Annotated in this window: 26 protein-coding genes and 1 tRNA gene; 15 read left to right on the forward strand and 12 right to left on the reverse strand. The window is 72.6% G+C overall.

The window, feature by feature from the left end:
- Positions 1–13: 13 nt before the first annotated feature.
- The 6 genes from I4I81_RS19145 to I4I81_RS19170 form a co-directional block, all read right to left on the reverse strand.
- Positions 14–919 (reverse strand): amidohydrolase family protein, encoded by a 906-nt coding sequence (locus tag I4I81_RS19145; protein ID WP_218616234.1) that lies wholly within the window; start codon positions 917–919, stop codon positions 14–16.
- Positions 916–1,404: an SsrA-binding protein SmpB gene (gene smpB, locus I4I81_RS19150; protein ID WP_218606166.1), complete on the reverse strand. Its 489-nt coding sequence runs from the start codon at positions 1,402–1,404 to the stop codon at positions 916–918. The genes I4I81_RS19145 and smpB overlap by 4 nt, the downstream gene beginning before the upstream one ends.
- Positions 1,405–1,442: 38 nt before the next feature.
- A complete protein-coding gene (ftsX, locus tag I4I81_RS19155) occupies positions 1,443–2,345 on the reverse strand; it encodes a permease-like cell division protein FtsX (RefSeq protein ID WP_218606165.1) in 903 nt (300 codons plus the stop codon).
- Entirely contained in the window at positions 2,342–3,031 is a 690-nt protein-coding gene (ftsE, locus tag I4I81_RS19160; protein ID WP_185719839.1) for a cell division ATP-binding protein FtsE, read from the reverse strand. The genes ftsX and ftsE overlap by 4 nt, the downstream gene beginning before the upstream one ends.
- 538 nt (positions 3,032–3,569) lie before the next feature.
- Positions 3,570–4,682, reverse strand: a complete 1,113-nt coding sequence (gene prfB, locus I4I81_RS19165) for a peptide chain release factor 2 (protein WP_218604805.1) — start codon at positions 4,680–4,682, stop codon at positions 3,570–3,572.
- Positions 4,683–4,706: 24 nt separating this feature from the next.
- Entirely contained in the window at positions 4,707–5,222 is a 516-nt protein-coding gene (locus tag I4I81_RS19170) for a helix-turn-helix transcriptional regulator (protein ID WP_218604804.1), read from the reverse strand.
- 253 nt (positions 5,223–5,475) lie between these two features.
- On the opposite strand from I4I81_RS19170, the gene I4I81_RS19175 reads away from it, so the two are divergent.
- From I4I81_RS19175 to I4I81_RS19205, 7 genes are all read left to right on the forward strand, one after another.
- Entirely contained in the window at positions 5,476–6,453 is a 978-nt protein-coding gene (locus I4I81_RS19175) for an ABC transporter permease (protein WP_218604803.1), read from the forward strand.
- Between the two features lie 4 nt (positions 6,454–6,457).
- Positions 6,458–7,381: an ABC transporter permease gene (locus I4I81_RS19180; RefSeq protein WP_226363457.1), complete on the forward strand. Its 924-nt coding sequence runs from the start codon at positions 6,458–6,460 to the stop codon at positions 7,379–7,381.
- Positions 7,378–9,474: an ABC transporter ATP-binding protein gene (locus I4I81_RS19185; protein WP_308187690.1), complete on the forward strand. Its 2,097-nt coding sequence runs from the start codon at positions 7,378–7,380 to the stop codon at positions 9,472–9,474. Before I4I81_RS19180 ends, I4I81_RS19185 begins: the two co-directional genes overlap by 4 nt.
- 47 nt (positions 9,475–9,521) lie before the next feature.
- Positions 9,522–11,213: an ABC transporter family substrate-binding protein gene (locus tag I4I81_RS19190; RefSeq protein ID WP_218604802.1), complete on the forward strand. Its 1,692-nt coding sequence runs from the start codon at positions 9,522–9,524 to the stop codon at positions 11,211–11,213.
- Between the two features lie 14 nt (positions 11,214–11,227).
- A complete protein-coding gene (locus tag I4I81_RS19195; RefSeq protein WP_218616235.1) occupies positions 11,228–12,142 on the forward strand; it encodes a hypothetical protein in 915 nt (304 codons plus the stop codon).
- Positions 12,143–12,391: 249 nt separating this feature from the next.
- Positions 12,392–12,634: a ribbon-helix-helix domain-containing protein gene (locus I4I81_RS19200; RefSeq protein WP_185719846.1), complete on the forward strand. Its 243-nt coding sequence runs from the start codon at positions 12,392–12,394 to the stop codon at positions 12,632–12,634.
- Between the two features lie 23 nt (positions 12,635–12,657).
- On the forward strand, positions 12,658–13,050 hold the full coding sequence (locus tag I4I81_RS19205) for a PIN domain-containing protein (RefSeq protein WP_218603996.1): 393 nt from the start codon (positions 12,658–12,660) through the stop codon (positions 13,048–13,050).
- Here the strand turns inward: I4I81_RS19205 and I4I81_RS19210 are convergent.
- Positions 13,047–13,772: a tyrosine-protein phosphatase gene (locus I4I81_RS19210; RefSeq protein WP_218603997.1), complete on the reverse strand. Its 726-nt coding sequence runs from the start codon at positions 13,770–13,772 to the stop codon at positions 13,047–13,049. The genes I4I81_RS19205 and I4I81_RS19210 overlap by 4 nt on opposite strands.
- The gene (locus tag I4I81_RS19215; RefSeq protein ID WP_218603998.1) at positions 13,769–14,083 is read right to left on the reverse strand and encodes an NIPSNAP family protein; all 315 of its coding nucleotides are present in this window, start codon (positions 14,081–14,083) and stop codon (positions 13,769–13,771) included. The genes I4I81_RS19210 and I4I81_RS19215 overlap by 4 nt, the downstream gene beginning before the upstream one ends.
- Positions 14,084–14,108: 25 nt before the next feature.
- Between I4I81_RS19215 and I4I81_RS19220 the strand changes: the two genes are divergently transcribed.
- Both I4I81_RS19220 and I4I81_RS19225 read left to right on the forward strand, forming a co-directional pair.
- The gene (locus tag I4I81_RS19220) at positions 14,109–15,563 is read left to right on the forward strand and encodes an AMP-binding protein (protein ID WP_218603999.1); all 1,455 of its coding nucleotides are present in this window, start codon (positions 14,109–14,111) and stop codon (positions 15,561–15,563) included.
- 144 nt (positions 15,564–15,707) lie between these two features.
- Positions 15,708–16,778, forward strand: coding sequence for an alpha/beta hydrolase (locus tag I4I81_RS19225; RefSeq protein ID WP_218604000.1), 1,071 nt, complete (start codon positions 15,708–15,710; stop codon positions 16,776–16,778).
- Between the two features lie 82 nt (positions 16,779–16,860).
- Here I4I81_RS19225 and soxR read toward each other — a convergent pair whose 3' ends face one another.
- Complete coding sequence (gene soxR / locus I4I81_RS19230; protein ID WP_218604001.1) at positions 16,861–17,331, reverse strand: redox-sensitive transcriptional activator SoxR; 471 nt, start codon at positions 17,329–17,331, stop codon at positions 16,861–16,863.
- A gap of 46 nt (positions 17,332–17,377) precedes the next feature.
- Between soxR and I4I81_RS19235 the strand changes: the two genes are divergently transcribed.
- The 3 genes from I4I81_RS19235 (at position 17,378) to I4I81_RS31210 (ending at position 20,154) form a co-directional block, all read left to right on the forward strand.
- A complete protein-coding gene (locus I4I81_RS19235) occupies positions 17,378–18,073 on the forward strand; it encodes an SDR family NAD(P)-dependent oxidoreductase (protein WP_218604002.1) in 696 nt (231 codons plus the stop codon).
- Positions 18,070–19,116 carry an S-adenosylmethionine:tRNA ribosyltransferase-isomerase gene (locus tag I4I81_RS19240; protein ID WP_226363458.1) on the forward strand — a complete coding sequence of 349 codons (1,047 nt, stop codon included), beginning with the start codon at positions 18,070–18,072 and terminating at the stop codon, positions 19,114–19,116. The genes I4I81_RS19235 and I4I81_RS19240 overlap by 4 nt, the downstream gene beginning before the upstream one ends.
- 240 nt (positions 19,117–19,356) lie before the next feature.
- Positions 19,357–20,154 (forward strand): transglycosylase SLT domain-containing protein, encoded by a 798-nt coding sequence (locus I4I81_RS31210; protein WP_267461528.1) that lies wholly within the window; start codon positions 19,357–19,359, stop codon positions 20,152–20,154.
- Positions 20,155–20,255: 101 nt separating this feature from the next.
- Here I4I81_RS31210 and I4I81_RS19250 read toward each other — a convergent pair whose 3' ends face one another.
- The gene (locus tag I4I81_RS19250) at positions 20,256–20,471 is read right to left on the reverse strand and encodes an RNA-binding S4 domain-containing protein (RefSeq protein WP_218604003.1); all 216 of its coding nucleotides are present in this window, start codon (positions 20,469–20,471) and stop codon (positions 20,256–20,258) included.
- Between the two features lie 47 nt (positions 20,472–20,518).
- Here I4I81_RS19250 and I4I81_RS19255 point away from each other — a divergent pair, with 47 nt between their 5' ends.
- Positions 20,519–22,498 (forward strand): acyltransferase family protein, encoded by a 1,980-nt coding sequence (locus I4I81_RS19255; protein WP_218604004.1) that lies wholly within the window; start codon positions 20,519–20,521, stop codon positions 22,496–22,498.
- Between the two features lie 154 nt (positions 22,499–22,652).
- Complete coding sequence (locus tag I4I81_RS31215; RefSeq protein WP_267460838.1) at positions 22,653–22,775, forward strand: hypothetical protein; 123 nt, start codon at positions 22,653–22,655, stop codon at positions 22,773–22,775.
- A 28-nt stretch (positions 22,776–22,803) separates the two neighbouring features.
- Here the strand turns inward: I4I81_RS31215 and I4I81_RS19260 are convergent, their stop codons facing one another.
- The gene (locus I4I81_RS19260) at positions 22,804–23,220 is read right to left on the reverse strand and encodes a hypothetical protein (protein ID WP_218616237.1); all 417 of its coding nucleotides are present in this window, start codon (positions 23,218–23,220) and stop codon (positions 22,804–22,806) included.
- Positions 23,221–23,657: 437 nt separating this feature from the next.
- Here I4I81_RS19260 and I4I81_RS19265 point away from each other — a divergent pair, with 437 nt between their 5' ends.
- Positions 23,658–23,903, forward strand: a complete 246-nt coding sequence (locus I4I81_RS19265) for a hypothetical protein (protein WP_218601837.1) — start codon at positions 23,658–23,660, stop codon at positions 23,901–23,903.
- 54 nt (positions 23,904–23,957) lie between these two features.
- Here the strand turns inward: I4I81_RS19265 and I4I81_RS19270 are convergent.
- Positions 23,958–24,031, reverse strand: a tRNA-Met gene (locus tag I4I81_RS19270).
- Positions 24,032–24,111 lie beyond the last annotated feature (80 nt).

Genomic DNA, 24,111 nt, shown 5'->3' on the forward strand with positions numbered 1-24,111 from the left:
GGCCCGTGTGCGGCTACAGGCCGAGCAGCCGGGTGGGCGTGTCGTGCAGCACCGAGCGCAGGAACCCCGCGCCGAGGCGGTCGTCGGCCGCCGCCCACCCCGCCACCGCCGCGACCTGTTCGTACGCGGGATAGGGGATGTTCGGGAAGTCGGAGCCGTAGACCACCCGGTCGGCGACGTCGACGAGCCGCGCCGCCCAGTCGTCCGGCAGCGGCGCCATCGCCTGCGAGTACGGCGTGCCGACCATCGTCGTGTCGATGTGCACGTGCTCGTGGCGGCGCACGAGGTCGAGCGCGCCCACGAAGTCGGGCATCCCGGCGTGCGCGAGCACCACGGGCAGCCGCGGGTGCTCGGCCAGCACCTCGCCGAACACGTCGAGGCCGGTGTGCTCCCCGGGGATCGGACCGTGGCCGCAGTGCACGATCGCCGGCACGCCCGCGTCGGCGAGCAGCCCCCATGCCGGGCGCAGCAGCGGGTCACGCGGGTCGAAGCCCCCGACCTGCACGTGCACCTTCACCGCCCGCGCACCCGCGGAGACCGCCGCACCGAGGTAGTCGGCGACGTCGGGCTCGGGGAACAGCGTGGCCGTGCGCACGGCGCCGTCGGTCCGGGCGGCGAAGTCGGTGACCCACTCCGTCAGCCAGCGCCCCATCCCCGGTTTGTGCGGGTAGACCAGCGGCGCGAACGCCGTGACGCCCAACTCCTTCAACGCGCCCAGCCGATCGTCGACCGGGGTGCGGTAGTGGATCGGCCAGGCCCGCCCGTAGTGCGTTTCCGCGCGGTCGAAGTAGGCCCAGACCTTGTCCATGACGTTGTCGGGCAGGAAATGCACGTGGACGTCGACGAGTCCGGGCAGGCCGAGGTCGTCGAGCAAGCGCGGGACGTCGGCATCGGACGTGGGCGGCGCGGGGACCGTCACGAGCGCATCTCGCGGGCCCGACCCTTCGCGGCCCGGCCGAACGCCTTCTGGATCTCCCGCTGAGCGTCGCGCTTGGCGAGGTCGGTGCGCTTGTCGTAGGACTTCTTGCCCTTGGCCAGCGCCAGCTCGCACTTGACCTTGCCGTCGGAGAAGTACAGCGACAGCGGCACCAGCGAGAGCCCGCCCTCCTTGATCTTGCCGATCAGGCGGTCGATCTCGCCGCGGTGCAGCAGCAGCTTGCGGGTGCGGCGGGGCTCGTGGTTGGTCCAGCTGCCCTGCGTGTACTCCGGGATGTGCAGGCCGCGCAGCCAGATCTCGCCGTCGTCGACGGTGGCGAACGCGTCGACCAGCGACGCCCGGCCCAGCCGCAGGCTCTTCACCTCGGTGCCGAGCAGCGCGACGCCCGCCTCGTACTCGTCGAGGATGGAGTAGTCGTGGCGCGCACGGCGGTTCTGCGCGATCACCTTCCGGCCCGTCTCCTTCACCTCTCCAGCCTACGCGGAGGGGCTACCGGGTTGCCGATCTAGAGCCGCACGTACAGGCGCAGCGTCACGTACCCGGTGACGGCGGCGATCCCGGCGCCGACCATCACCAGGATCGGCGAGACCCAGATGATGTCGGCCAGCTCGATCGGCGGCACCACCCCGTTGGAGACGATCCCCGACAGCAGCTGGTCGATGAACAGGTACTTGCCCGCCAGCAGCCCCGCCGACGCGATCAGTGCGCCGACCAGCCCCGTCACCACCGCCTCGATGAGGAACGGGAGCTGGGTGTACCAGCGCGTGGCCCCGACCAGGCGCATGACGCCGACCTCGGTGCGTCTGGTGTACGCCGAGACCTGCACGGTGTTGGAGATCAGCAACAGCGCCGCGACGGCCTGCACCAGCGCGAGCGCGAACGTCACGTTGCGGACGCCGCCGAGGAAGTCGAACAGCTTGGCGACGACGGCGCGCTGGTCGATGATGTTGCGGACGCCGACCTGCCCGGTCATCGCCTGCGTGACGGCCGCGGCCCCGGCCTCCTGGTCGGCGAGCCGGACCCGCAGCGTCGCCGGCAGCGACTGCGGCCGCACGACGTCGGCCAGGGCCTGTCCCTCGAACAGCTCCAGGTAGCGCTCGTAGGCCTGCTGCTGGCTCTCGAACCGCACCGAGTCGACGAGCGGGGAGTTCTCCAGCGTCGTCCGCAGCCCCTGGCAGACCGGCTGGCTGCAGTCGGTGTCGGCGGCGGACACGTCCGCCGTCAGCGCGACCTGCACCTCGACGCGGTCGCTGTAGAGCTGCTCGGTGCGGTCGATCGTGCGGACGGCGAGCAGCCCGGTGCCGACCAGGCCCAGCGAGATCGCGGTGGTCAGCACCATCGCGATCGTCATCGTGACGTTGCGGCGCAGGCCCGTGAAGACCTCCCGCGTGACGAAGTCGGCCCTCACCGACCGACCCCGTAGACCCCGCGGATCTCGTCGCGCACGACCTGGCCCATGTCCAGCTCCACGACGCGGCGGCGCATCGAGTCGACGATCGAGTGGTCGTGCGTCGCCATGACCACCGTCGTGCCCGTGCGGTTGATCCGCTCCAGCAGCAGCATGATGTCCTGGCTGGTGTCCGGGTCGAGGTTGCCCGTGGGCTCGTCGGCCAGCAGCACGAGCGGCCGGTTGACGAACGCGCGCGCGATGGCCACGCGCTGCTGCTCACCGCCGGACAGTTCGTTCGGGAGCCGGTCGGCCTTGCCCCCGAGCCCGACGAGGTCGAGCACCTCGGGCACGACCTTGCGGATCGTCCCGCTGGACTTTCCGATGACCTCGAGCGCGAACGCGACGTTCTCGCCGACGGTCTTGTTCGGCAGCAGCCGGAAGTCCTGGAACACGCACCCGATGCGCTGGCGCAGCTTGGGCACGCGGCGCCGCGGCAGCTTCGCGACGTCCATGTCGGAGACGAAGATGCTGCCGCGCGTCGGGACGTCCTCGCGCAGGAGCAGCCTCAGGAACGTCGACTTGCCGGACCCGGACGGCCCGATGAGGAAGACGAACTCCCCCTTCTCGACGTTCACCGAGACCCGGTCCAGCGCTGGGCGCGTGGACGTCTTGTACGTCTTCGTGACGCGTTCGAGGCGGATCACCCGGGCACGGTACCCAGACGGGGGGCGAGGGCGGTCACGCGACCCGCCCCCTCGGCGCGGCACACCGACCACTGGGCAGGTTCCCCCCGCCCACCACCCCGCGAGCCCCCGATCCCCACCCGCGAGTCGCTGCCTCCCCGCCCGCGAGTCGCCGCTTCCACGCCCGACCCGTCCTCCACCTCGCGCCCGGTGGCCCGGAGCGCCGGGGCGGGCGGCAGCGACTGTCAGAACACCGCCGGCCGCCCAAGATCACTGAATGGGAGCCGGCTGCGGGCCAGGGCACGGCGCCCGTTCCCGGACGCTGATCATGACGAGGATGCAGGCGGACCAGCGCCCGTGATCGCGCACCGACACGACTCGCGGGCGGGGCAACAGCGACTCGCGGGCGCAGAAATGGCGACTCGCGGGCCCGGAAGCAGCGACTCGCGGGCGCGGGACGAGGAACTCCTGGCGCGAGACGGGGGACCCGCGGGCGGTGATCGGGGGACTCGCGGGGGACTCGGTGCCGCCGGTCCGGCCCTGCGGACGGTGTCCGCGGTCAGTCGGTGCTGTTGGCCTCGTTGCGCCGCCAGCGGATGCCCGCCTCGATGAACCCGTCGATGTCGCCGTCGAGCACCGCGGCGGGGTTGTTGACCTCGTGGTTGGTCCGGAGGTCCTTCACCATCTGGTACGGGTGCAGCACGTAGGAGCGCATCTGGTTGCCGAACGAGGCGTCGCCGGAGTCCTTGAGCGAGTCCATCAGGGCCCGCTCCTCCTCCTTGCGCCGCACCAGCAGCTTGGCCTGCAGCACCATCATCGCCGACGCCTTGTTCTGGATCTGCGACCGCTCGTTCTGGCAGGACACCACGATGCCGGTGGGCAGGTGGGTCAGCCGCACCGCCGAGTCGGTGGTGTTGACGCCCTGACCGCCCGGCCCCGACGACCGGTAGACGTCGACGCGCAGTTCCTTCTCGTCGATCTCGATGTGGTCGCTGGTCTCGACGACCGGCGTCACCTCGACCGCTGCGAACGAGGTCTGGCGGCGGCCCTGGTTGTCGAACGGCGAGATCCGGACGAGCCGGTGGGTGCCCTGCTCGACCGACAGCGTCCCGTAGGCGTAGGGCGTGTGGACGGCGAAGGTGGCCGACTTGAGGCCCGCCTCCTCCGCATAGGAGGTGTCGTAGACGTCGACGCCGTACCCGTGCTGCTCGGCCCAGCGCAGGTACATGCGCATGAGCATCTCGGCGAAGTCGGCGGCGTCGACGCCACCGGAGCCGGCGCGGATCGTGACCAGGGCCTCGCGCTGGTCGTACTCGCCCGAGAGCAACGTGCGCACCTCGAGGGCCTCGACGTCGGCGCGCAGCTTGGCGCGCTCCGCGTCGGCCTCCGCCAGCGCGCCCGCGTCGCCCTCGTCCTCGGCCAGCTCGTAGAGCAGGGGCAGGTCGTCGAGACGACGGCGCAGCTCCTCGAGCCGCCGCACGTCACCGGTGGCGTAGGCGAGCCGGCTGGTGACCTTCTGCGCCTCGTCCGGGTTGTTCCACAGGTCGGGCTGGCCCGCCTGGTCCTCGAGGTCGGCGATCTCGACGCGCAGCGCGGGCAGGTCGGTGACCGCCTCGATGCTCTCCAGCGTGGTGGTGAGTTCCTTGTGGTCGGCTGCGGCGTCGGGGTTCACAACGCTCCAGCGTACGCGGGGGGCTCAGGAGTCCGGGACGGCGTCCAGCAGCCGGAGCATGGCGCGGGTGTGGGCGACGGCGAAGTCGGCGACGGCCCTGCGGTACGGGTCGCGCTCCCCCTTCGCCACGGCCTTCGCGGCCGTCAGCCGCTCCGCGTAGGCCTCCCGGCTGTCGCCGACGAGCGCGGCCCGCTGCTTCGGGGGGAGGGAGCCGGAGTGCAGCAGCCGCAGCACGAGCGGGCTGCGGACGGGGTCGGACGCGGTGCCCGCCGTCAGCCACGCCGTGAAGGAGCGACGGCCCGCCGCGGTGATCGCGTACTGCTGCGACGCCCGCGGCCCCTGCTTGCCCGGCTTGAGCAGCCCCGCCGCGGCGAGGGTGGGCAGCTCCCGGTACACCTGGCTGCGGGTCACCGCGAAGAACGACCCGAACCGCTCCCCCGCCGCCGCCACCAGCTCGCCGCCGCTCATCGGCCCCTCGTGGAGCAGGCCGAGGAGGGACGCGGCGGTGGCGTTGACGGGCGTCGCCCTGGCGGGTGGCATCGCTCCACCGTGCCACCCCGGTGCCGGGCCCGCATCCACAGCGGACCCGGACGGCGTAACAGGGCACCCACCCCGGTCGAGTCACATCGCGACCCCTCGTGACCGATTCCGGACACGACTGCGCAACTGCTTCACGCGTATCACACACGCGTCTGCTCAGAGTACCGGCCAGTAGCCCAGGCGGACCACCGCTTCCGCCCCGGGCATCGAGCCGGACAGGGCGTGATCCGCCGTCCGGAGGGCGAGGAGGGGCATGGCGGGGTTCCTGCTGCGACGGCTCGCCAACTACGTCGCGCTCTGCTTCATCGCCGCATTCGCGACGTTCTCGCTGGCCTCGCTGACGTTCAACCCGCTCGCCAGCTACTACGAGCGCACGCCACCGCCGCCGGCCGAGGTCATCCTGGCCAAGCGCGCCGAGCTGCGGCTCGACGACCCGATCCCGCTGCGCTTCCTGGGCTGGCTCGGCGACGTCCTGCGCGGCGACTTCGGCACGACCGTCACCGGGACCGACATCGGGGCCGAGCTGTTCGCCCGCGTCGGCGTCAGCCTGCGGCTGCTGCTGCTCGGCACCGTCATCGGGATCGCGATCGGCGTCGTCGTCGGCGTCGCGGGCGCGATCCGCCAGTACAAGGTGAGCGACTACGTCAGCACCGTGTTCTCGTTCGTGCTGCTCTCGACGCCGGTGTTCGTGCTCGCGCAGCTGCTCAAGTTCGGCGGCCTCGAGCTCAACGCCGCCGCCGGCACCACGATCCTGTTCTTCCAGGGCGAGGTGACGCCCAGCTTCCAGGGCAGCGCGTTCGCCGAGCTCGTCGACCGACTGCAGCACCTCGTGCTCCCGACGCTCGCGATCGCACTCGGCCAGATCGCCCTCTACAGCCGCTACCAGCGCAGCGCGATGCTCGACGTGCTCGGCAGCGACTTCCTGCGCACCGCCCGCGCGAAGGGCCTCACCCGCCGCCGCGCCCTGTTCACCCACGGCCTGCGCACCGCGCTGATCCCGATGGCCACGCTGTTCGCGTTCGGCTTCGGGCTGCTGCTCACCGGGGCGGTGCTGACCGAGCGGATCTTCGGCTGGTTCGGGATGGGCGACTGGTTCGTCTACGGCGTGCAGCGCCAGGACACCAACATCGTCGCCATCGTGACGCTCTTCGCCGCCGTGCTGATCCTCGTCTCCGGCTGGCTGTCCGACGTCCTCTACGCCGCGCTCGACCCGCGCATCAGGATCAGGTGACGCCGTGTCCACCCCTGTCTCCGGCGGCACCTCACCGGTCGCCGAACCCGGACCCGCCGACGTGCTCACCTCCCGCGGACGGCTGGTGCTGCGCCGGTTCCTGCGCAGCCGCTCGGCGATGGTCGGCGTCGTGGTCGTGGTGGTGCTGTTCCTCCTCGCCTACGTCGCGCCGCTGTTCAGCCCGTGGTCCTACTCCGAGCTCGACTACACCGCGTTCCTGCAGGGCCCGTCGGCCGACCACTGGTTCGGCACCACGCAGATCGGCGGCGACCTGTTCACCCAGACCATGGTCGGGCTGCAGAAGTCGCTGATCATCGGCCTGCTCGTCGGCCTGATCGCGACCGCGCTCGCCGCGGTCGTCGGCGCGGCGGCGGGCTACTTCGGCGGCTGGACCGATCGCGTTCTCATGTGGGTCGTCGACCTCATGCTCGTGCTGCCGGCGTTCCTCGTCATCGCGATCCTGTCCCCCGCGTTCGCCGGGGGCAGCTTCCTGATCCTCGTCGTGCTGCTGGCCGGGTTCGGTTGGATGATCGCGGCCCGGATCGTCCGCGGGTTGACGCTGTCGCTGCGCGAGCGCGAGTTCGTCAAGGCCGCGAAGTTCATGGGCGTCCCGCCGTGGAAGATCATCTTTCGGCACATCCTCCCCAACATGTCCTCGCTGCTGATCGTCGACGCGACGATCGGGATGGGCGTCGCGATCCTCGGGGAGAGCACGCTGTCGTTCTTCGGGTTCGGCGTGCAGCCGCCCGACGTCTCCCTCGGCACGCTGATCGCGTCGGGGCTGGGGTCGTCGCAGACCTACCCGTGGCTGTTCCTGTTCCCCGCGGGTTTCCTCGTGGTCGCGATCCTGTCGTTCAACCTCGTCGGCGACGGCCTGCGCGACGCGCTGGACTCGAGCTCCGATGCCGGCCGGATGGGGTCGGCGTGACGCTTACCGACCGCATGCTCGGCGACCCTGCGGCCGGGCCCTCGGGCCCGGTGCTCTCCGTCCGCGACCTGTCGGTGTCGTTCCCGAGCGAGGCCGGGCGCGTCGACGCGGTGCGCGGCCTGAGCTACGACGTGGCGCCCGGCGAGGTGCTGGGGATCGTCGGCGAGTCGGGGTCGGGCAAGTCGGTGTCGTCGATGGCCGTGATGGGGCTGCTGCCCGGGCAGGCGCGCGTCACCGGCTCGGTGCGGTTCCGCGACACCGAACTGCTCGGCCGCTCCGACGCCGAGCTCTCGGAGATCCGCGGCAGGCGCGTCGCGATGGTGTTCCAGGACCCGCTCTCCGCGCTGACGCCGGTCCACACGGTCGGCGCGCAGATCGTCGAGGCGCTGCGGATCCACCGGCGCGGCATGTCGAAGACGGATGCGCGGGCCCGGGCGATCGAGCTGCTCGACCTCGTCGGTATCCCCCACGCCCGCGACCGCGTCAGCGCGTTCCCGCACGAGTTCTCCGGCGGCATGCGCCAGCGCGCGGTGATCGCGATGGCGATCGCCAACGACCCCGACCTGATCATCGCCGACGAGCCGACGACCGCCCTCGACGTCACGGTCCAGGCGCAGGTCCTCGACGTCCTCAGGACCGCCCGCGAGGTCACCGGCGCCGGGATCGTGCTGATCACCCACGACCTCGGGGTCGTCGCGGGCGTCGCCGACCGCGTGCTCGTCATGTACGCCGGACGCGCGGTGGAGACCGCACCCGTCGACGAGCTCTACGAGTACCCGCGGATGCCGTACACGCTGGGGCTCCTCGGCTCCATCCCCCGCCTCGACGCCGGACCGCGGCAGCCGCTCGTGCCGATCGAGGGGCAGCCTCCGTCGCTGGCCGAGCTGCCGCCGGGCTGCCCGTTCGAGCCGCGGTGCCCACTCGCCGTCGACCTGTGCCGGGAGACCGAACCGACGCTCGACGCCGTGCGCCCCGGCCACCACGCGGCGTGCCACCGCAGCGGCGACCTCGTGCGCCGCGACGCAGCGCAGGTCTTCGACGTGCCGGTGATCGAGGCGGCCCCCGAGGTCCCGCGCTCGCAGCGGGACGTCGTGCTGCGCGTCGAGGACATGGTCAAGCACTACCCCGTGACGGCGGGGTCGATCCTGCGCCGCCGCGTCGGCACCGTGCAGGCCGTCGACGGCGTCAGCTTCGACGTGCGGTCCGGCGAGACGCTGGCCCTGGTCGGCGAGTCCGGCTGCGGCAAGACCACCACGCTGACCGAGATCCTGGAGCTGACGCCGCCGGAGCGCGGGAGCGTCGAGGTGCTCGGTCGCGACGTCGGAGGGTTGAGCCGGCGCGACCGCACCGCGCTGCGCCGCGACGTCCAGGTCGTGTTCCAGGACCCGATCGCCTCGCTCGACCCGCGGATGCCGGTGCACGACATCATCGCCGAGCCGCTCTCGACGCACCGCGTCCCGCCCGAGGAGATCCGCAGGCGGGTGCCGGAGCTGCTGCGGCTGGTCGGGCTGCGGCCCGAGCATGCCGGGCGCTACCCGGCGGAGTTCTCCGGCGGGCAGCGCCAGCGCATCGGGATCGCCCGCGCGCTCGCGCTGGAGCCGAAGCTGCTGGTGCTCGACGAGCCGGTCTCCGCGCTCGACGTCTCGATCCAGGCCGGGGTGATCAACCTGCTGGAGGAGCTGCGCGTCCGGCTCGGGCTCGCGTACCTGTTCGTCGCGCACGACCTGTCGGTGGTGCGGCACATCGCCGACCGCGTCGCCGTCATGTACCTCGGGCGGATCGTCGAGATCGGTGACGTCGCCACGGTCTTCACCGCCCCCGAGCACCCGTACACCCAGGCCCTGCTCTCGGCGATCCCCATCCCGGACCCGGCCGTCGAGCGGGCGCGGGAACGGATCCTGCTCACCGGCGACATGCCCAGCCCGGCGGACCCACCGTCCGGCTGCCGGTTCCGGACCCGCTGCTTCCGCCACCTGACGCTCGACGAGGCCGACCGGCAGCGGTGCGTCACCGACGACCCGCAGCGGCAGGCCCGCTCCACCGCCGACCACGAGGTGGCCTGCCACTTCGCCGCACCGCACGCCGTGCTGTGACACCGACTGCTGTGACACCGACTGCTGTGACACCGAGAGGAACCCGTATGCGATCGAGATCAGCGGTACTGGCGGCACTGGCCGCCACCGCGGCACTGGTGCTGGCCGGTTGCGGCGGCGTGGGCGGAGGTGGCGCGCAGGGTGGCGGGCTGGCCGGGGCCACCGAGGGCGCCGGGGAGAACGACACCAACCCGCTGCCCCGCGACCAGGTACAGGACGGCGGCGACCTGCGCTGGGTGCTCGATGCGATCCCGGACAACTTCAACCGCAACCAGCTCGACGGCACGCTCGGGGAGAACAAGGAGGTGATGGACGCGGTCATCCCGCGTGCTTTCGTGGCGCAGGCGGACGGCACCGTGGCGGTGAACGAGGACTACTTCACCAGCATCGAGCTAACCTCGCAGGATCCGCAGGTCGTCACCTACACCATCAACCCAGAAGCCACCTGGGACGACGGAACCCCGATCACCTGGGTCGACATGCAGGCGCAATGGCAGGCCCTCAACGGCACGAACGAGGCGTTCCTCGTCGCCGGCACCTCTGGCTACGACGCCATCACCTCGGTCGAGCGCGGGGTCGACGACAAGCAGGCCGTCGCGACGTTCGGCACGACGTTCGCCGAGTGGAAGAGCATCTTCGTCGACGGTATCTACCCGGCGTCGACGAACACCGATCCGGCCACGTTCAACGAGGGCTGGATCAACGCCATGCCGCTGACAGCGGGCCCGTTCCGGCTTGAGACGGTCGACACCACCGCCCAGACGATCACGCTGGTTCGCAACGACAACTGGTGGGGCGAACCGGCCAAGCTCGACCGCATCATCTACCGCGTCGTGGAGCGCGACGCATTGGCCGACGCCCTGGCCAACAACGAGATCGACTTCTACGAGATCGGGTCGAGCGTCGATCTGTTCCAGCGCGCACAGGGCATCGCCGGGGTCGAGATCCGCCAGGCCGCCCCGCCGCAGTACAACCACATCACCTTCAACGGCGGGCCGGGCGCGATCCTTGCCGATCCGGCGCTGCGTCGCGCCGTCGCGCAGGGGATCGACCGGCAGATCGTCGCGACCGCTCTCGTCGGGCAGATCGTGCCGGACGCCGGCCCGTACGGGAGCTACCTGTACCCGGAGGGCTCGGAGAACTACGTCGACCATTCAGCCCCGGTCGCCTTCGATCCCGCCGCCGCGACCGCGGCCCTCGACGGGTTGGGCTGGACGTCCCCCGGAGCGGGGCAGGTCCGCACCAAGGACGGGCAGCCGCTGAACCTGCGCTTCGTCACCACGGCCGGCAACCCGATCAGCGACCAGATCTCGCAGCTCGTCGCCTCCCAGCTGACGGCGATCGGTGTGGGAGTGGAGTTCGTGCCGGCCGCGTCGGCCGACCTGTTCGACCAGTACGTGACTCCGGGCGACTTCGACATGGTCGGATTCGTCTGGGGCGGCACCCCCTTCCCGGTGCAGTCCACCCAGAACATCTACGGGACCACCGGCGACCAGAACTACGGCAGCATCGGCACCCCGGAGATCGACGCGCTGTACGCCGAGGCCTTCCAGGAACTCGACGATGCGCGCCGCGCGGAGCTCGGCAACGAGATCGACGAGCTCATCTGGCAGCAGATGCCGCAGCTGCCGCTGTACTCCGCCACCGGCGCGTACGCGGTGCGCTCCACGCTGGCCAACTTCGGAGCCCGCGGCAACGCCGACTTCGAGTACGTCGACTCCGGCTTCACCGCCGGATGATCCTCGGCGCGGACGTGACCGCGGCCCCCCGCGCCCTGCGGTACGGGCTCGTCACGTCCGCGCTGGTCCTGACCGTGTGCGCCGTGCTCGCCGTCCTGGCGGGCACGGCGTTCGCGTCGGCGACGTCGGTCCTCGGAGCCGCGACGGAGCGCACGTTCGGCACCGTCACGGCCGTCGACGGGGACGCGGTGACCCTCACGTGGATCCCGACCGGCGGCATCGAGCGGAGCGACCCGGTCGAGCTCGCCGGGCCACCGCCGCCGGTCGGCACCCGCACCGAGGTGGCCTACTCCTCCTCGGGGCCGCCGCTGATCCCCGGCGCCGCCGTCCTCGCCGGCGCCGACCGCGCGCTGGGCACGCTCGTCCTCGCCGGACTCGTGGCGGTCCTCGTCGTGGCCGTCGGGACGTGGCAGGTGCTCTCCCGGGGCCGTGCGCTCGCGCAGCCGCCGCGCACGCTCGACGTCGGGCGGGTCCGGATCCGGTCGGGGCTCACCGGGCGCTCGTGGCTGGAGACCGCGACGGTCCCGCCGCGCTGGATCCCCCTGCACTTCGACCCGGCCCTGCCCGTGCTCCCCTCGCCCGCGTCGGTCCGGCTGCGCGGCGACCCGCTGCGGCACCGGTACGTCGCCGCCGAGATCGACGGGCGGCTGGTCCCGCCGAGCGGCCCGGTGCGGTCGAGCGAACCGCGCGGGCACCGCACCGACAACCCCGCGCGTCCCGACGCCACGGCCGTGGCCCGTGCCTCGGCGTACGCCCCGCTGCGCAGGCAACTGCTCGCCGACCTCCCCCTGACGGCCCCGGCCCCCCTCGTCGCGGCCCTCTGGACGGTGGTCGACGGCGGCGGGGCGGGGACGTGGCTGGCAACGACGGCCCTCCTGGCGGCCCTGGCCCTGTTCGTGGCCGCCGTCCGAGGCACCGACCCCACCTGACCCGCGAGTTTGCCGCCCACCCCCGGCGAGTTTGCCGCCCACCCCGGCGAGTTTGCCGCTGCCGTTCGGTGAGATTGCCGTCGACGCACAGCGACTCGCGGGCGCAGATCCAGCGACTCGCGGGCGCAGATCCAGCGACTCGCGGGCGCAGATCCAGCGACTCGCGGATCACCGGGCACCGGTCGACCTGCGCCGCCCGTCCCAGAGGTTCTGTGTGCACGAACCCGCACGGCCCAGTACTCTCCGCACATGCGCAGCGAGCGTGTGACGGTGAGCCTGCCGGCCGACCTGGTGGACGAGGCCCGGGGCGCGGTGCGCCGCGGGGCGGCGTCGAGCATGTCGGCCTACATCGCCGAGGCCGTGGCGGCACGCCAGGTCCGCGAGCGGACGCTGGCTACCCTCGAGGACCTCTACGGCGGCCCGCCGCCCCCCGACGAGCTCGACGAGGCCCGCAAGACGCTGCGGCTCGCGCCGCCTGCGGCCGCGGTCTAGGCGCCCGGCATGGGTGACGCTCAGTGATCGGCGGCCGGGTGCTCGACGCCTCCGCGCTCATCGCCTTCGCCACCGGTCGTCCGGTGTACGTCCGCGCGCTCGTGTGGGCCGCGGTGGAGGCCAACATCGTGCTCGCCGTGCCCAGTGCCGCGCTGAGCAAGGCGTGGTCGGTGCTCTCGCCCGAGCACCACGCGGCGCTCGGGGTGCTGCTCGACCTCCCGATCACCGTGATCGACCAGCTCGACCCCCGCGCCGCGCAGGAGTCGGGCCTGCTGATGGCCGAGGCCGGGGGGGACGACCTGTCGGCCGGTCAGGTCACGCTCAGCGCGCGGCGCCGGGGCTGGCCCGCCGTGACCGGTGAGCCGTGGGCCCTGCGCAAGCTCGACACCGCCGTGGCGATCGAGGAGCTCCCCTAACCGGCGAACCGTGCGCGTAGCCGGGTCAGGTCGTCGTCGGTGAGGCCGTTGGCGCGCAGCCAGCCCGCGGCGCCGCCGTGCTCAGCGTCGAGGTGGGCCAGCACGGCTTCCATCACGGCGGCGCGGGGCTTGTGCGGGGTGAGGTCGGCCGGCATCTCCTCCCCGGCGGCGGTGGTCCAGCGGCGGAACATCGCCTCGACGTTCTCCGCCGACAGCGCGTAGTCGGCCACCACCTCGGCGCGCTCCACCCCGACGACGTCGAGCACCAGCGCCACCAGCACACCGGTCCGGTCCTTGCCCGCCGCGCAGTGCACGAGGGCGGGCCCGGCGTCGGCCGCGGCGAGCCGCCGGACCGCCTCGGCGACGTTGGCCGGATGGTCGCCGAGGTAGCCGAGGTAGTTGCGCAGCAGCGGGTCGGTGTCGTCGCCGGTCTCGGGGAGGTACTCGCGGCTCGCCCCGATGAACGTCAGCGGCACCGTCTCGACACCGGCCGTCGCGACCGGGCTGGGGCCGTCGCGGTCGATCTCGCGGGGCGTGCGCAGATCGAGCACGAGCGTCAGCCCGAAGCCGTCGACGAGCCGCTCGACGTCGGCGGCCGTGGCGAAGTGCAGCGATCCGGTGCGCAGCAGCACTCCGTGGCGGGTCGTTCCGCCACCGGCGAGCGGGAGGCCACCGACGTCGCGGACGTTGTCGACGCCCTCGAACGGGAGCGTCCGGCTCACAGGATCCCCCGCAGCACCCGACGCGAGATCGACGCGACGATCGGACCGTCGGCCTCGCTGGCCGCGCGGACCTCCCGCCACTCCGGGTCGGCCTGGAACGCCGCCCACTTCGTCGCCATGTCGTGGTAGTCCTCGAACGTCATGACGTAGACGAGTTCGTTGTTCGAGTTCGCGCCAAGCTCCGTGGTGGACAGGAACGAGTGCCCCATCCCGTGCTTCGCGAACAACCGTGTGGTGTGCTCGGTGAAGCGCTTCACCAAGGCAGGCAACCGGCCGGGAACGGTGGTGTACTCACGAATCTCGTAGATCACTCCTGCCACGCTAACCGGGGGGACCGTGGACGACCACATTCCGGTGGGCACCGGTTTCGACCGCCTCGCCGAGCACGATCCGGACGCCGTCGCGCTGTACGCGCCCGACGGTCCGGTCACGCGGGTCGAACTGGCCGCGGCGTCGACCCGGGCCGCGCGGGAGTTCGCCGCCTCGGGCGTCCGCCAGGACGATCTCGTGACGATCGGGCTGGGCAACGGGGCCGCCTTCTATGCGGCGGTGCTCGGGGCCTGGAAGCTGGGCGCGGTGCCGCAGCCGGTGTCGGCGAAGCTGCCCGCCGCCGAGCTGGCGGCGCTGGTGGAGATCGCGGACCCGCCGATCGTCGTCGGGCTGGAGGCGGCCGACCGCCCGTGGCTGCCGTCGACCTGGACCCCCGACCCGTCGCTGTCGCCCGACCCGCTCCCGCCGGCGCTGCCCCCGAGCTGGAAGGCTCCCACGTCGGGTGGCAGCACCGGGCGTCCCAAGATCATCGTTGCGGGGGCCGCGGGATGGACGGACGAGGTGACCGCGCGCGCGGAGCGCCTGCGGATCGGCGGGCCCGGTGACGTCTTCGCCGTCACGGCGCCGCTGTACCACAACGCGCCGTTCATGTTCTCGCTGATCGCGCTGCTGCGTGGCTGTCCGCTGCTGGTGCTCGACCGGTTCGACGGCGCACACGTCCTCGACGCCGTCACCCGCCACCGCGTGCACTGGTTCTACGCGGTGCCGACGTTGATGGGCCGCATCCTGCGCCTCCCCGACGACGTCCGGGCTGCGGCCGACCTGTCGAGCGTGCGAACGCTGCTGCACGTCGGCGCGCCGTGCCCGGAGCCGGTCAAGCGGGCCTGGATCGAGTGGATCGGGCCGGAGAAGGTCGTGGAGCTGTACGCGGGCACCGAGTCGCTCGCCGTCTGCATGATCGACGGCGTCGAGTGGCTGGAGCACCCCGGATCGGTGGGCCGACCGGTGTCCGGCGAGATGCGCATCGCCGACGCCGACGGAACCCCGCTGCCGGTCGGCGAGGTCGGCGAGGTGTGGATGCGCCCGCCGCCGGACACCACGACCTACCACTACCTGGGGGCCGAGTCGCGGTTCGTCGACGGGTGGGAGTCGATCGGCGACCTCGGGCACATGGACGCCGACGGCTACCTGTTCCTCGCCGACCGCCGCAGCGACCTCATCCTCGTCGGCGGGTCCAACGTCTACCCGGCCGAGGTGGAGGCGGCGCTGGCCGATCACCCACACGTGTTGTCCTGCTGCGTGATCGGGCTGCCCGACGACGACCTCGGGGCCCGCGTGCACGCGATCGTGGAGCTCGCCGCCGAGGTGTCCGACGGGGACCTCCGCGCCCACGTGGCCGCGCGGTTGACCAGCACGAAGATCCCGCGCACGTGGGAGCGCGTCGACGGGCCGTTGCGGGAGGACACCGGCAAGATCCGGCGTTCGGCGCTGCGGCAGGCTCGGCTGACTCACGGCCACTAGGCCGAATGCGTGAGACTTCATTAACAGTCCGGACACTGTGTCGACTTTGAGGCGCATTCGTTACTCCATATGGTCCGGCCGTCCACGCTCCCCAGCGTCCGTTCGGAGTACAACGTGCCGCTCTCCCGTCAACGGTTGCGCCTCATGGCCGCCGCCTTCACCGTCTGCGCCACCGCGATCCCCCTCGCGGTCTTCGCCGGCTCCGCGTCCGCCCTCCCCGAGGACGCGCTGCCCGGTGACCCCCAGCTCTCCGACTACAGCGCCCCCGAGTCCGACGAGGACGTCACCGTCACCCCGATCGACTTCGAGGTCTCCAACCAGCTCGAGCCCGGCTCGTCGTACACCCTGCGCGGCTTCCTCTACGAGCCCGCGGGCCAGGAGGGCTGCCGGACGTCGGTCGTGCAGGCGAACCACGCACTGACGACCGGCGCCTGGTACTGGGACATCCCCTTCGAACAGGACCGCTACTCGATCGCCCGGAAGATCGTCAAGGAGTCGGGGGTCTCCTTCCTCGCGCTCAACAAGCTCGGTTACGGCCAGCCCGACCACCCCTACCGCGCGTCGGACCGGCCCAACGGCTACACGGTCACGGTCGAGGCGCTGGCCGACGCCAGCCACCAGGTCACCCAGCAGCTGCGCGCCGACGGCTACGAGCACGTCGGCCTGATCGGGCACTCCGCGGGCAGCGAGGAGTCCGAGCTCCAGGCCGGGCTCTACCAGGACGTCGACGCCCTGATCCTGTCCGGCTTCACCCACCTCGCCACCGAGCGGTTCACCGCCCAGATCGCGACGCAGGAGGTGCCGCGGACGCTCACCGACGACTACCCCTTCTTCTTCGGTGACCACGAGACCCGCGACAGCTTCCTGTTCACCGACCTGGCCGACCCGGAGCTCGTCAGGGCCCTGCACCCGCTGGTGAACGAGACCCCGGCCGGCGAGATCCTCTCCATCGGTCCGCAGCCCTCGCGCGCCGTCGCGCCGCTCATCGACGTCCCGGTCCTCACCCTCATCGCCGAGGCCGACGAGATCTTCAACGCCGCCGGCGCCCCGATCGACGAGGCGACGTTCCTGAGCAGCGACGACGTCACGTTCAACAGCTACCCGGGCATCGGGCACGGGGTGGAGTTCCACCGCAACGGCCCCGAGATCACCCAGGACGTGGCCGACTGGATCAGCGAGCGCCCCGAGGCCCTGCCGGCCTGCGGCACGAAGTAGCCCGACCCGAACTGCAGTAGAGCCACTGTGCCGCCACGAGACGGCGGCACAGTGGCTTCACCGCCATCCGGAGCGGGCCCGGTCAGACGCCCTGGGCCGGCGTGCGGCGTAGCAGCGGGGGAAGCAGGCGGGCGCCGGAGCCCGCCTCGGCGGCCCGGTCGCCGGGGTTGTAGAGCCGGCACCGGGCCAGCGACAGACACCCGCAGCCGATGCAGGAGTCCAGGCCGTCGCGCAGGGCCACGAGCGCGTCGATCTGCTCGTCGAGCCGCCCGCGCCAGGCCTTCGACAGCCGCGACCAGTCGGCCTTCGTGGGCGTCCGACCGTTCGGCAGCCGGTCGAGACCCTCGCGCACCTCGTCGAGCCCGACGCCGATGGTCCGGGCCGCGCGGATGAACGCCAGGCGCCGCAGCACCGAGCGCTCGTAGCGGCGCTGCCCGCCCGACGTGCGCGTGGTGCGCAGCAGTCCCTCCCGCTCGTAGAACCGCAGCGCAGACGGCGGGAAGCCGCTGCGGTCGGCCACCTCGCCGATCGTGAGCAGGTCGTGCGCGTCCATGCACTCTCCTTGACCTGAAGCTGACTTCAGGTTGCACGGTAGTCGCATGACCCACGACATCGCCATCGTCACCGGGGCCGGCCAGGGCTTCGGCCTCGCCCTCACCGCCGCCCTCGCCGCACGCGGCACCACCGTCCTCGCGACGGGCCGCGACGCCGGACGCCTCCGGGCCGCCACCGCCGACCTCCCCGGCGTCGTCGCCGTGCCGGGGGACGTCACCGACGCCGCGCACCGCACCGGGCTCGTCGCCACCGCGCAGCGCCTCGGCGGGCTCGACCTGCTCGTGCACAACGCGGGCGAGCTCGGCCCGTCGCCGCTGCCGCCACTGTCCGCCTATCCCCTCGACGCCCTGCGCGCCGTCCACGAGACCACCGTCGTCGCCGCACTGGCGCTGACCCAGCTCGCCCTCCCACTGCTGCGGGCCGCGGGCGCGCCCACGATCGTCGCGCTCAGCTCGGACGCCGCCGTCGAGGCCTACGGGGGCTGGGGCGGGTACGGCTCGGCGAAGGCCGCCCTCGACCACCTCGCCGCGGTGCTCGGCGTCGAGGAGCCGGGCGTGCGGGTCTACGCGGTCGATCCGGGCGACATGCGCACCGCGATGCACCAGCGCGCGTTCCCCGGCGAGGACATCTCCGACCGGCCCGAGCCGCACACCGTCGTCCCGGCCTTCCTGCGCCTCCTCGACGAGCGCCCGCCCGGCGGCCGGTACCGCGCCGCCGACCTGCCGGCGGTGAGGTCGTGACCCGGGCCCGGCCCACCACCCGGTTCACCGCGGGCCCGTCCGCCACCCGACCCCCCGCGGTGCGCGACGGCGTCCGCCTGATGGTCGCCGGGGAGCGGATCGGGCACCGGCGGTTCCGCGACCTCCCGGCCATGTTGGAGCCGGGTGACCTCCTCGTCGTCAACACCTCCGACACCGAACCCGCCGCGCTGCCCGGCCGGCGCGCGGACGGGCGGCCCGTGCTGCTGCACGTCTCCGGGCCCGGTCGCGGCGGCGGGCTGGTGGTCGAGCTCCGCACGCCCGACGGCCGGCGCGTCACCGATGCCGTCGCGGGCGAGCCGGTCGCCCTGCCCGCCGGGGTCGTCGCGACGCTGCACGCCGAGGTCCCGGGGGCGGCGCCCGGACGGCTGTGGCGGGCGACGATCCCCGTCGAGGGCGGGGTGGCGCGCTACCTCGCCGCCGCGGGCCGCCCGATCCGCTACTCCTACGTCCGGGAGCAGTGGCCGCTCGCCGAGTACCGCACGGTGTTCGCGACGCCGGTGCCCGGCGAGCTCGGCAGTGCCGAGATGCCGAGCGCGGGCCGCCCGTTCACCCCGGCCGTGCTCGACGCCCTGCGCGCCCGCGGCGTCGCCATCGCCGAGATCGTGCTGCACACCGGCGTGTCCTCCCCGGAGGCCGACGAGGTGCCACTGCCGGAGCGGTACCGGGTGCCGGAGACCACGGCCGCCGCGGTGAACGCCACCCGCGGGCGGGTCGTCGCCGTCGGCACGACGGTCACGCGCGCACTGGAGACGGCCGCCGCACCGGACGGCACCGTCCACCCCGCGCAGGGCTGGACCGACCTGGTGCTCGGCCCGGACCACCCCGCCCGCGTCGTCGACGGGCTCGTCACCGGGTGGCACGAACCGGAGGCGTCGCACCTGCTGCTGCTCGAGGCCGTCGCCGGTGCGGAGCTGGTGGGGCGGGCCTACGCCGCGTCCGACGAGCGGCCCTACCAGTGGCACGAGTTCGGCGACTCCTGCCTGCTGCTCCCGACACGGAGCGTCACTCGTCGCGCTCGGTGACCGTTCGCCGCGGCCGTTCGTTACACCTCTACCGCCGCCCGGGTACGACGAACGGCAGGCGAGCTGCGACGACAGGCAGCGTGTCACCTTGTGGGGCTGTAACGACGTCTCGTAAGGTCCTGCCTCAGCGTTACGAACCGATCACGACGCACTGGGCCGGAACTCCCCATCCGGCCCAACCGGACCCCCGACCGGCCGCAGTGATCGGTTCGCTCCCCCGAGCGCTGAAAGGGCTGGTTCGTGGCTGGACATCGTTCCCCGCAGGGCACGCGAGCGCGTCGCGCCCCCTCCGGCTCCGCGCGGCATCACGCCGCCGACCGCCCCGCCCCCACGGGCCCGTCGCTGCGCAACACCGTGGTCGCCTCGGCCGCCGCGGTCGGAGCGGTCGCCACCGGCACCTTCACCGCACTGCTCCCCTCCCCCGGTGACTCGGCCACCGCCGCCGATGCCACCGAGACCATCGACGCCGCTCTCGTATCGGCCGACTCCACGTTCATCGCCGACCTGCCCTCGGCCGCCACGGGCATGCTCGCGCCGGTCTCCTACGACACCGCGACCACCGACGGTGCCGAGATCGCCGACCTCGCGTTCCTCGACAAGGCCCACGTCATGGCCCAGGAACTGGCCGAGCGCCAGGCCGAGGAGCAGCGCATCGCCGCCGAGCGCGCCGAGCTCGACGCCGTCATCGCCGAGGGCGGTCTCGACGGCTGGATCGCCGAGGCCCTCGACATCCTCGACCTGTCGCAGTCGCTCGCGCCGTCGGTCCACAACATCATCATGAAGGAGTCGGGCGGCAACCCCCGCGCGATCAACAACTGGGACTCCAACGCCCGCGCGGGCACGCCGTCGCAGGGCCTCATGCAGACGATCCCGTCGACCTACCGGCACTACGTGCACCCGAGCCTGGCCGACCAGCCCATCACGCACCCGGTCGCGAACATCACCGCCGGCATCCGCTACATGATCGACACCTACGGCCTCGACACCCTCGAGGCGGGCGGGCGCACCAACTCCGCCGGCAGCTACGTCGGCTACTGAGGCCGCTGCGGCCGCCCCCGGGCGGCAACGCCCACAGGGCAGCGCCACCAGCCCCGGACCGGACGCACATGATCCGGCCGACGCCGAGCCGAACGGGTGAGTCAGAGCACCGGCCGGGCCTTGCGCCCGTGCACCGCGACGACGTCGCCGGCCCGCAGCTGGGCGCCCCGGCGGCTCTCCGGGCGGCCGTTGACCTCGACCTCGCCCGCCTCGATCAGCTCGCGGGCGTGGCCGCCGTCCTCGGCCAGCCCGGCGAGCTTGAGGAACTGGCCCAGGCGGATGGGCTCACCGGTGAGCGGGACGTCGTCGATGCGCATGAGATCATGGTGCCCTCACCCGACGCAGCGAAGGAACCCCGTACGGCATGACGAGTACCGGACCCGCACCAGCGGCTCCCGGGCCCTCCGTCGCGACGCAGCGTCGGTTCCGCCCCGAACTACAGGGCCTGCGTGCGGTCGCGGTCGTTCTCGTCGTCGTCTACCACGTGTGGTTCAACCGGGTCTCCGGTGGCGTCGACGTCTTCTTCGTGATCACGGGCTTCCTGCTCACCGGCCAGTTGCTGCGCTCCACCACGCGCACCGCGGTGCCGGTGCTGCGGCAGTGGGCGCGGACGCTGGGGCGGCTGCTGCCTGCCGCTCTCATCGTCCTGCTGGGCACGGTCCTCGGCAGCGCTCTGGTGCTGCCGGAGTCGCGGTGGCTGCAGGCGGTGCGCGAGGTGCTGGCGTCGTCGCTGTTCCTGCAGAACTGGCAGCTGGCGGCCGACTCCGTCGACTACGCGGCCCAGAACAACTCCGCGAGCGTCGTGCAGCACTTCTGGTCGCTGTCGATCCAGGTGCAGGTCATGCTGGCCGCGCCCGTCCTGATGCTGGCCGTGGTGGCCGCCGCCCGCAGTACCGGCGCCTCCCCGCGCCGCCACCTGACGTACCTGCTCGCCGGTGTGTTCGTCCTGTCGCTGGGCTTCTCGATCCTGCTCACCTCGGTGGACCAGCCCTTCGCCTACTTCCACACCGTCACGCGGCTGTGGGAGTTCGCGTTCGGCGGGCTGCTCGCGCTGGCGATCGACCGCGTGCGCCTCTCGGCGTGGCTGCGGGTGCGGCTGGGCTGGACCGGGCTCGTCGGGCTGGTGGCCTGTGGGCTGGTGCTCCAGGTCGACGCCGTGTTCCCCGGCTACGCGGCGCTCTGGCCGACGACCTGCGCCGCGCTCGTGCTCCTGGCGGGCGACACCGGATCCCGCTCGGGCGCCGACCGGATCCTGTCCAGCGCGCCGCTGCGCCGCCTGGGGGACCTCAGCTACGCCCTCTACCTCTGGCACTGGCCGCTGCTGGTGCTGGTGCTGGTGTCGACGCGCCAGGAGCAGCTCGGCCTCGGCGCGGGCCTCACCGTCATCGCGGTGGCGCTGGCCCTGTCGGTGGTCACCGAGTGGATCGTGCAGCGTCCGAAGGACCCGTTCCGGGTGGCCGTCGCCGGGCTCGCCGTCGTGCTGGCGGTCACCGCGAGCTGGCAGCTCGTCGCGGTCGCGCGGACCTCCAGCGACGGAGTGGTCGGCAGCGACCTGCACCCGGGTGCCGTCGGCGGCGACGTCCCGGTCGCCGACCTGCTGCCGGCACCCGCCGGCGTCACCGAGGACTGGGTGCGGTTGGAGAACTGGGACTGCGCGCCGCTGTCGCGGTTCCCGTGGGACTCCTGCCGCCTGCCCGTCGCCGAGGAGCCCCAGCGGCGGATCGTCCTGGTGGGCGACTCCCACGTGCAGCAGTTCGCCGGCGCGCTCGTGCCGATCGCGGAGCGGTCCGGTTGGCAGCTCATCTCGATGGTGTTCGGCGCCTGCCCGTTCTCCACGGTCTCGGAGGTCGTCCCCGACGAGCAGGCCTGCCTCGACTGGAACGAGGCCGCGGCCGCGGAGATCGCCGATCTGCAGCCGGACGCCGTCGTCACCCTCGCCAGCCGAGACGTCCGCGTCGGGCTCACCGAACAGACGCCGGACGGCTTCGTGCAGCGCTGGCAGCAGCTCGCCGACCTCGGGATCCCGGTCCTCGCCGTCCGCGACAACCCCCGCTTCGACTACTCCCCCGCCGACTGCATCCAGCAGGTCGGACGCGGCGCCGTCGAGTGCGGGGTGGCGCGGGAGGAGGTCTACGCACCGGACCCGCCGTACGCCGCGCGCACCGACGTGCCGTCGAACGTCGCGTTCCTCGACATCGCCGACGCCGTCTGCGACGACGTCCTGTGCCCCGCCGAGCGCGGCAACGTGCTCGTCTACATGGACGACAACCACCTGACGGCGACGTACGCCGCGTCGATGGCCACGCTCCTGGAGGGCCGGATCCGCGGATCGCTAGGCTGGTGAGCCGTCAGGCCCCCGGCCGGAAGTCGGCCAGGACCTCCCCGCGCGGCGTCGAGCGGTGCGGCGACCGGCGGTCGGCCTGCTCGGCACTCGCAGCGGTGGTGAACGACCGATGCTGGTCACCTCGTCGTCGCCGAGGTCGACTAGCGTGCAGGAGATGACGCCCTCGACACCGTCGAGCAGCGGGAGGTACTCGGCCCGGATCGGCGCCGCGACCTCCGTCGCCACGTCGGGGACGGCCCTGATCCTGCGGAAGGTGGCGTGCACGGTGCTGACGTAGCCCGGTGCACCGGGGCGTTGCCGCCGGGTCAGGACTGCGGGGCGAAGATCTGGCCCAGCGGGGCCACACCGGCGGAGGTCTCGTACGGGTTCGCGTACGGCAGCGGCTCGTCGGCGCCGGGGGTGGTGGTCTCGAAGATCCCGTCGAGGTCGGTGTCGTCGAGGACGACGTCGGCGAGGCCGTCGGCGTCGAAGCCGAGGGCGATGACGTCGGCGGTGAAGGTGCCGTCGCCGGGGGTGTTGTCGAACGCGGCGAGGTCGTCGTAGAAGTCGCCGTCGACGTCGACCAGGACGGTGTCGAGGGTGCCGTCGCCGTTGGTGTCGAGCTGGGTGGTCTCGGTGTAGCCGTCGCCGTCGAGGTCGACGTAGCCGAAGGTGCCGTCCTCGATGTCGGGCTGGGCGGGGGTGGTGGTGTCGATCGGGGCGGGGTCGTAGCACTCGGACATCGGATCCTCCGGGGGTGTTCGCGGCGGCCGGGGTGGCCTCTCGTGGACACAGATGCCGCCGACGCCTCGCGGGTTACACCGGACCGACCACCTCATCTGAGGATGGTTGCGAGCCCCGTGGGCTCCTAGGCTCGGCATGTCCCTGCCGGCTGCGGATGCATCCCTGGTCCTGCTCCCCGCTCGGCCGGTCCCGGACACACGAGAGGAGAAGCCGTGCGACCTCCCCAGACGTGCGGGGACCGGACATCGGCGAAGACGGTTCGCCGTGCTGCTCACCGCCACCGAGAACGGCGAGGCGTCCGCCGGATCGTGGCCGGTGCCGTCCGGGGTCCTGAACCGGGCGACCGGGTACGGCTCGTCCACGGCACCCCGCAGGACACCGATGCCCGGCTCCGGGCGCTGGTCGACGGCGCCGCAGCGCGCGCCGAGCTGCGGCCGTGAGCGGCGACCTGCCCGGCACCGTGCCGACCATGGGCCCCGGGTCGATGCTCACGGGCTGGTGGACGCGCATGCCGCTGGGGCCCGACGGCGAGCTCCTCTGGGCACGCATCGTCCGCCTGATGCCGCCCGACCGGACCCTCGAGGACCGCTGGGCCGTCCAACTGCGACGCGGCACCGAGACGTGGTGGGTGAAGTGCGCCTCGTCCGTCCACTTCCCGGTGTGCGACGTCGACCCCACCTGAGCGCACGCACGAGAACGGCCCTCCAGGAGATCCCTGGAGGGCCGTTCTGCGTAGTAGCGGGGGTAGGATTCGAACCTACGACCTCTGGGTTATGAGCCCAGCGAGCTACCGAGCTGCTCCACCCCGCGACGCTGTTGTTCTGTTGTGTCTACGACAGTACACCTCCCGGAAACCTCCCCGCACCGGGGGGTACCCACCGGCCGCCGCA

The organism is Pseudonocardia abyssalis (assembly GCF_019263705.2).
Classification (GTDB): domain Bacteria; phylum Actinomycetota; class Actinomycetes; order Mycobacteriales; family Pseudonocardiaceae; genus Pseudonocardia; species Pseudonocardia abyssalis.

Bases quoted from the DNA above. Each gene is read 5' to 3' on its own strand.
- I4I81_RS31215 (WP_267460838.1), top strand. From the start codon at position 22,653: ATGACGCCCTCGACACCGTCGAGCAGCGGGAGGTACTCGGCCCGGATC.
- soxR (WP_218604001.1), bottom strand. From the start codon at position 17,331: ATGGACGCGCACGACCTGCTCACGATCGGCGAGGTGGCCGACCGCAGC.
- I4I81_RS19190 (WP_218604802.1), top strand. From the start codon at position 9,522: ATGCGATCGAGATCAGCGGTACTGGCGGCACTGGCCGCCACCGCGGCA.
- I4I81_RS19255 (WP_218604004.1), top strand. From the start codon at position 20,519: ATGACGAGTACCGGACCCGCACCAGCGGCTCCCGGGCCCTCCGTCGCG.
- I4I81_RS19200 (WP_185719846.1), top strand. From the start codon at position 12,392: ATGCGCAGCGAGCGTGTGACGGTGAGCCTGCCGGCCGACCTGGTGGAC.
- I4I81_RS19235 (WP_218604002.1), top strand. From the start codon at position 17,378: ATGACCCACGACATCGCCATCGTCACCGGGGCCGGCCAGGGCTTCGGC.
- I4I81_RS19175 (WP_218604803.1), top strand. From the start codon at position 5,476: ATGGCGGGGTTCCTGCTGCGACGGCTCGCCAACTACGTCGCGCTCTGC.
- I4I81_RS19260 (WP_218616237.1), bottom strand. From the start codon at position 23,220: ATGTCCGAGTGCTACGACCCCGCCCCGATCGACACCACCACCCCCGCC.
- I4I81_RS19250 (WP_218604003.1), bottom strand. From the start codon at position 20,471: ATGCGCATCGACGACGTCCCGCTCACCGGTGAGCCCATCCGCCTGGGC.
- I4I81_RS19225 (WP_218604000.1), top strand. From the start codon at position 15,708: ATGGCCGCCGCCTTCACCGTCTGCGCCACCGCGATCCCCCTCGCGGTC.
- I4I81_RS19170 (WP_218604804.1), bottom strand. From the start codon at position 5,222: ATGCCACCCGCCAGGGCGACGCCCGTCAACGCCACCGCCGCGTCCCTC.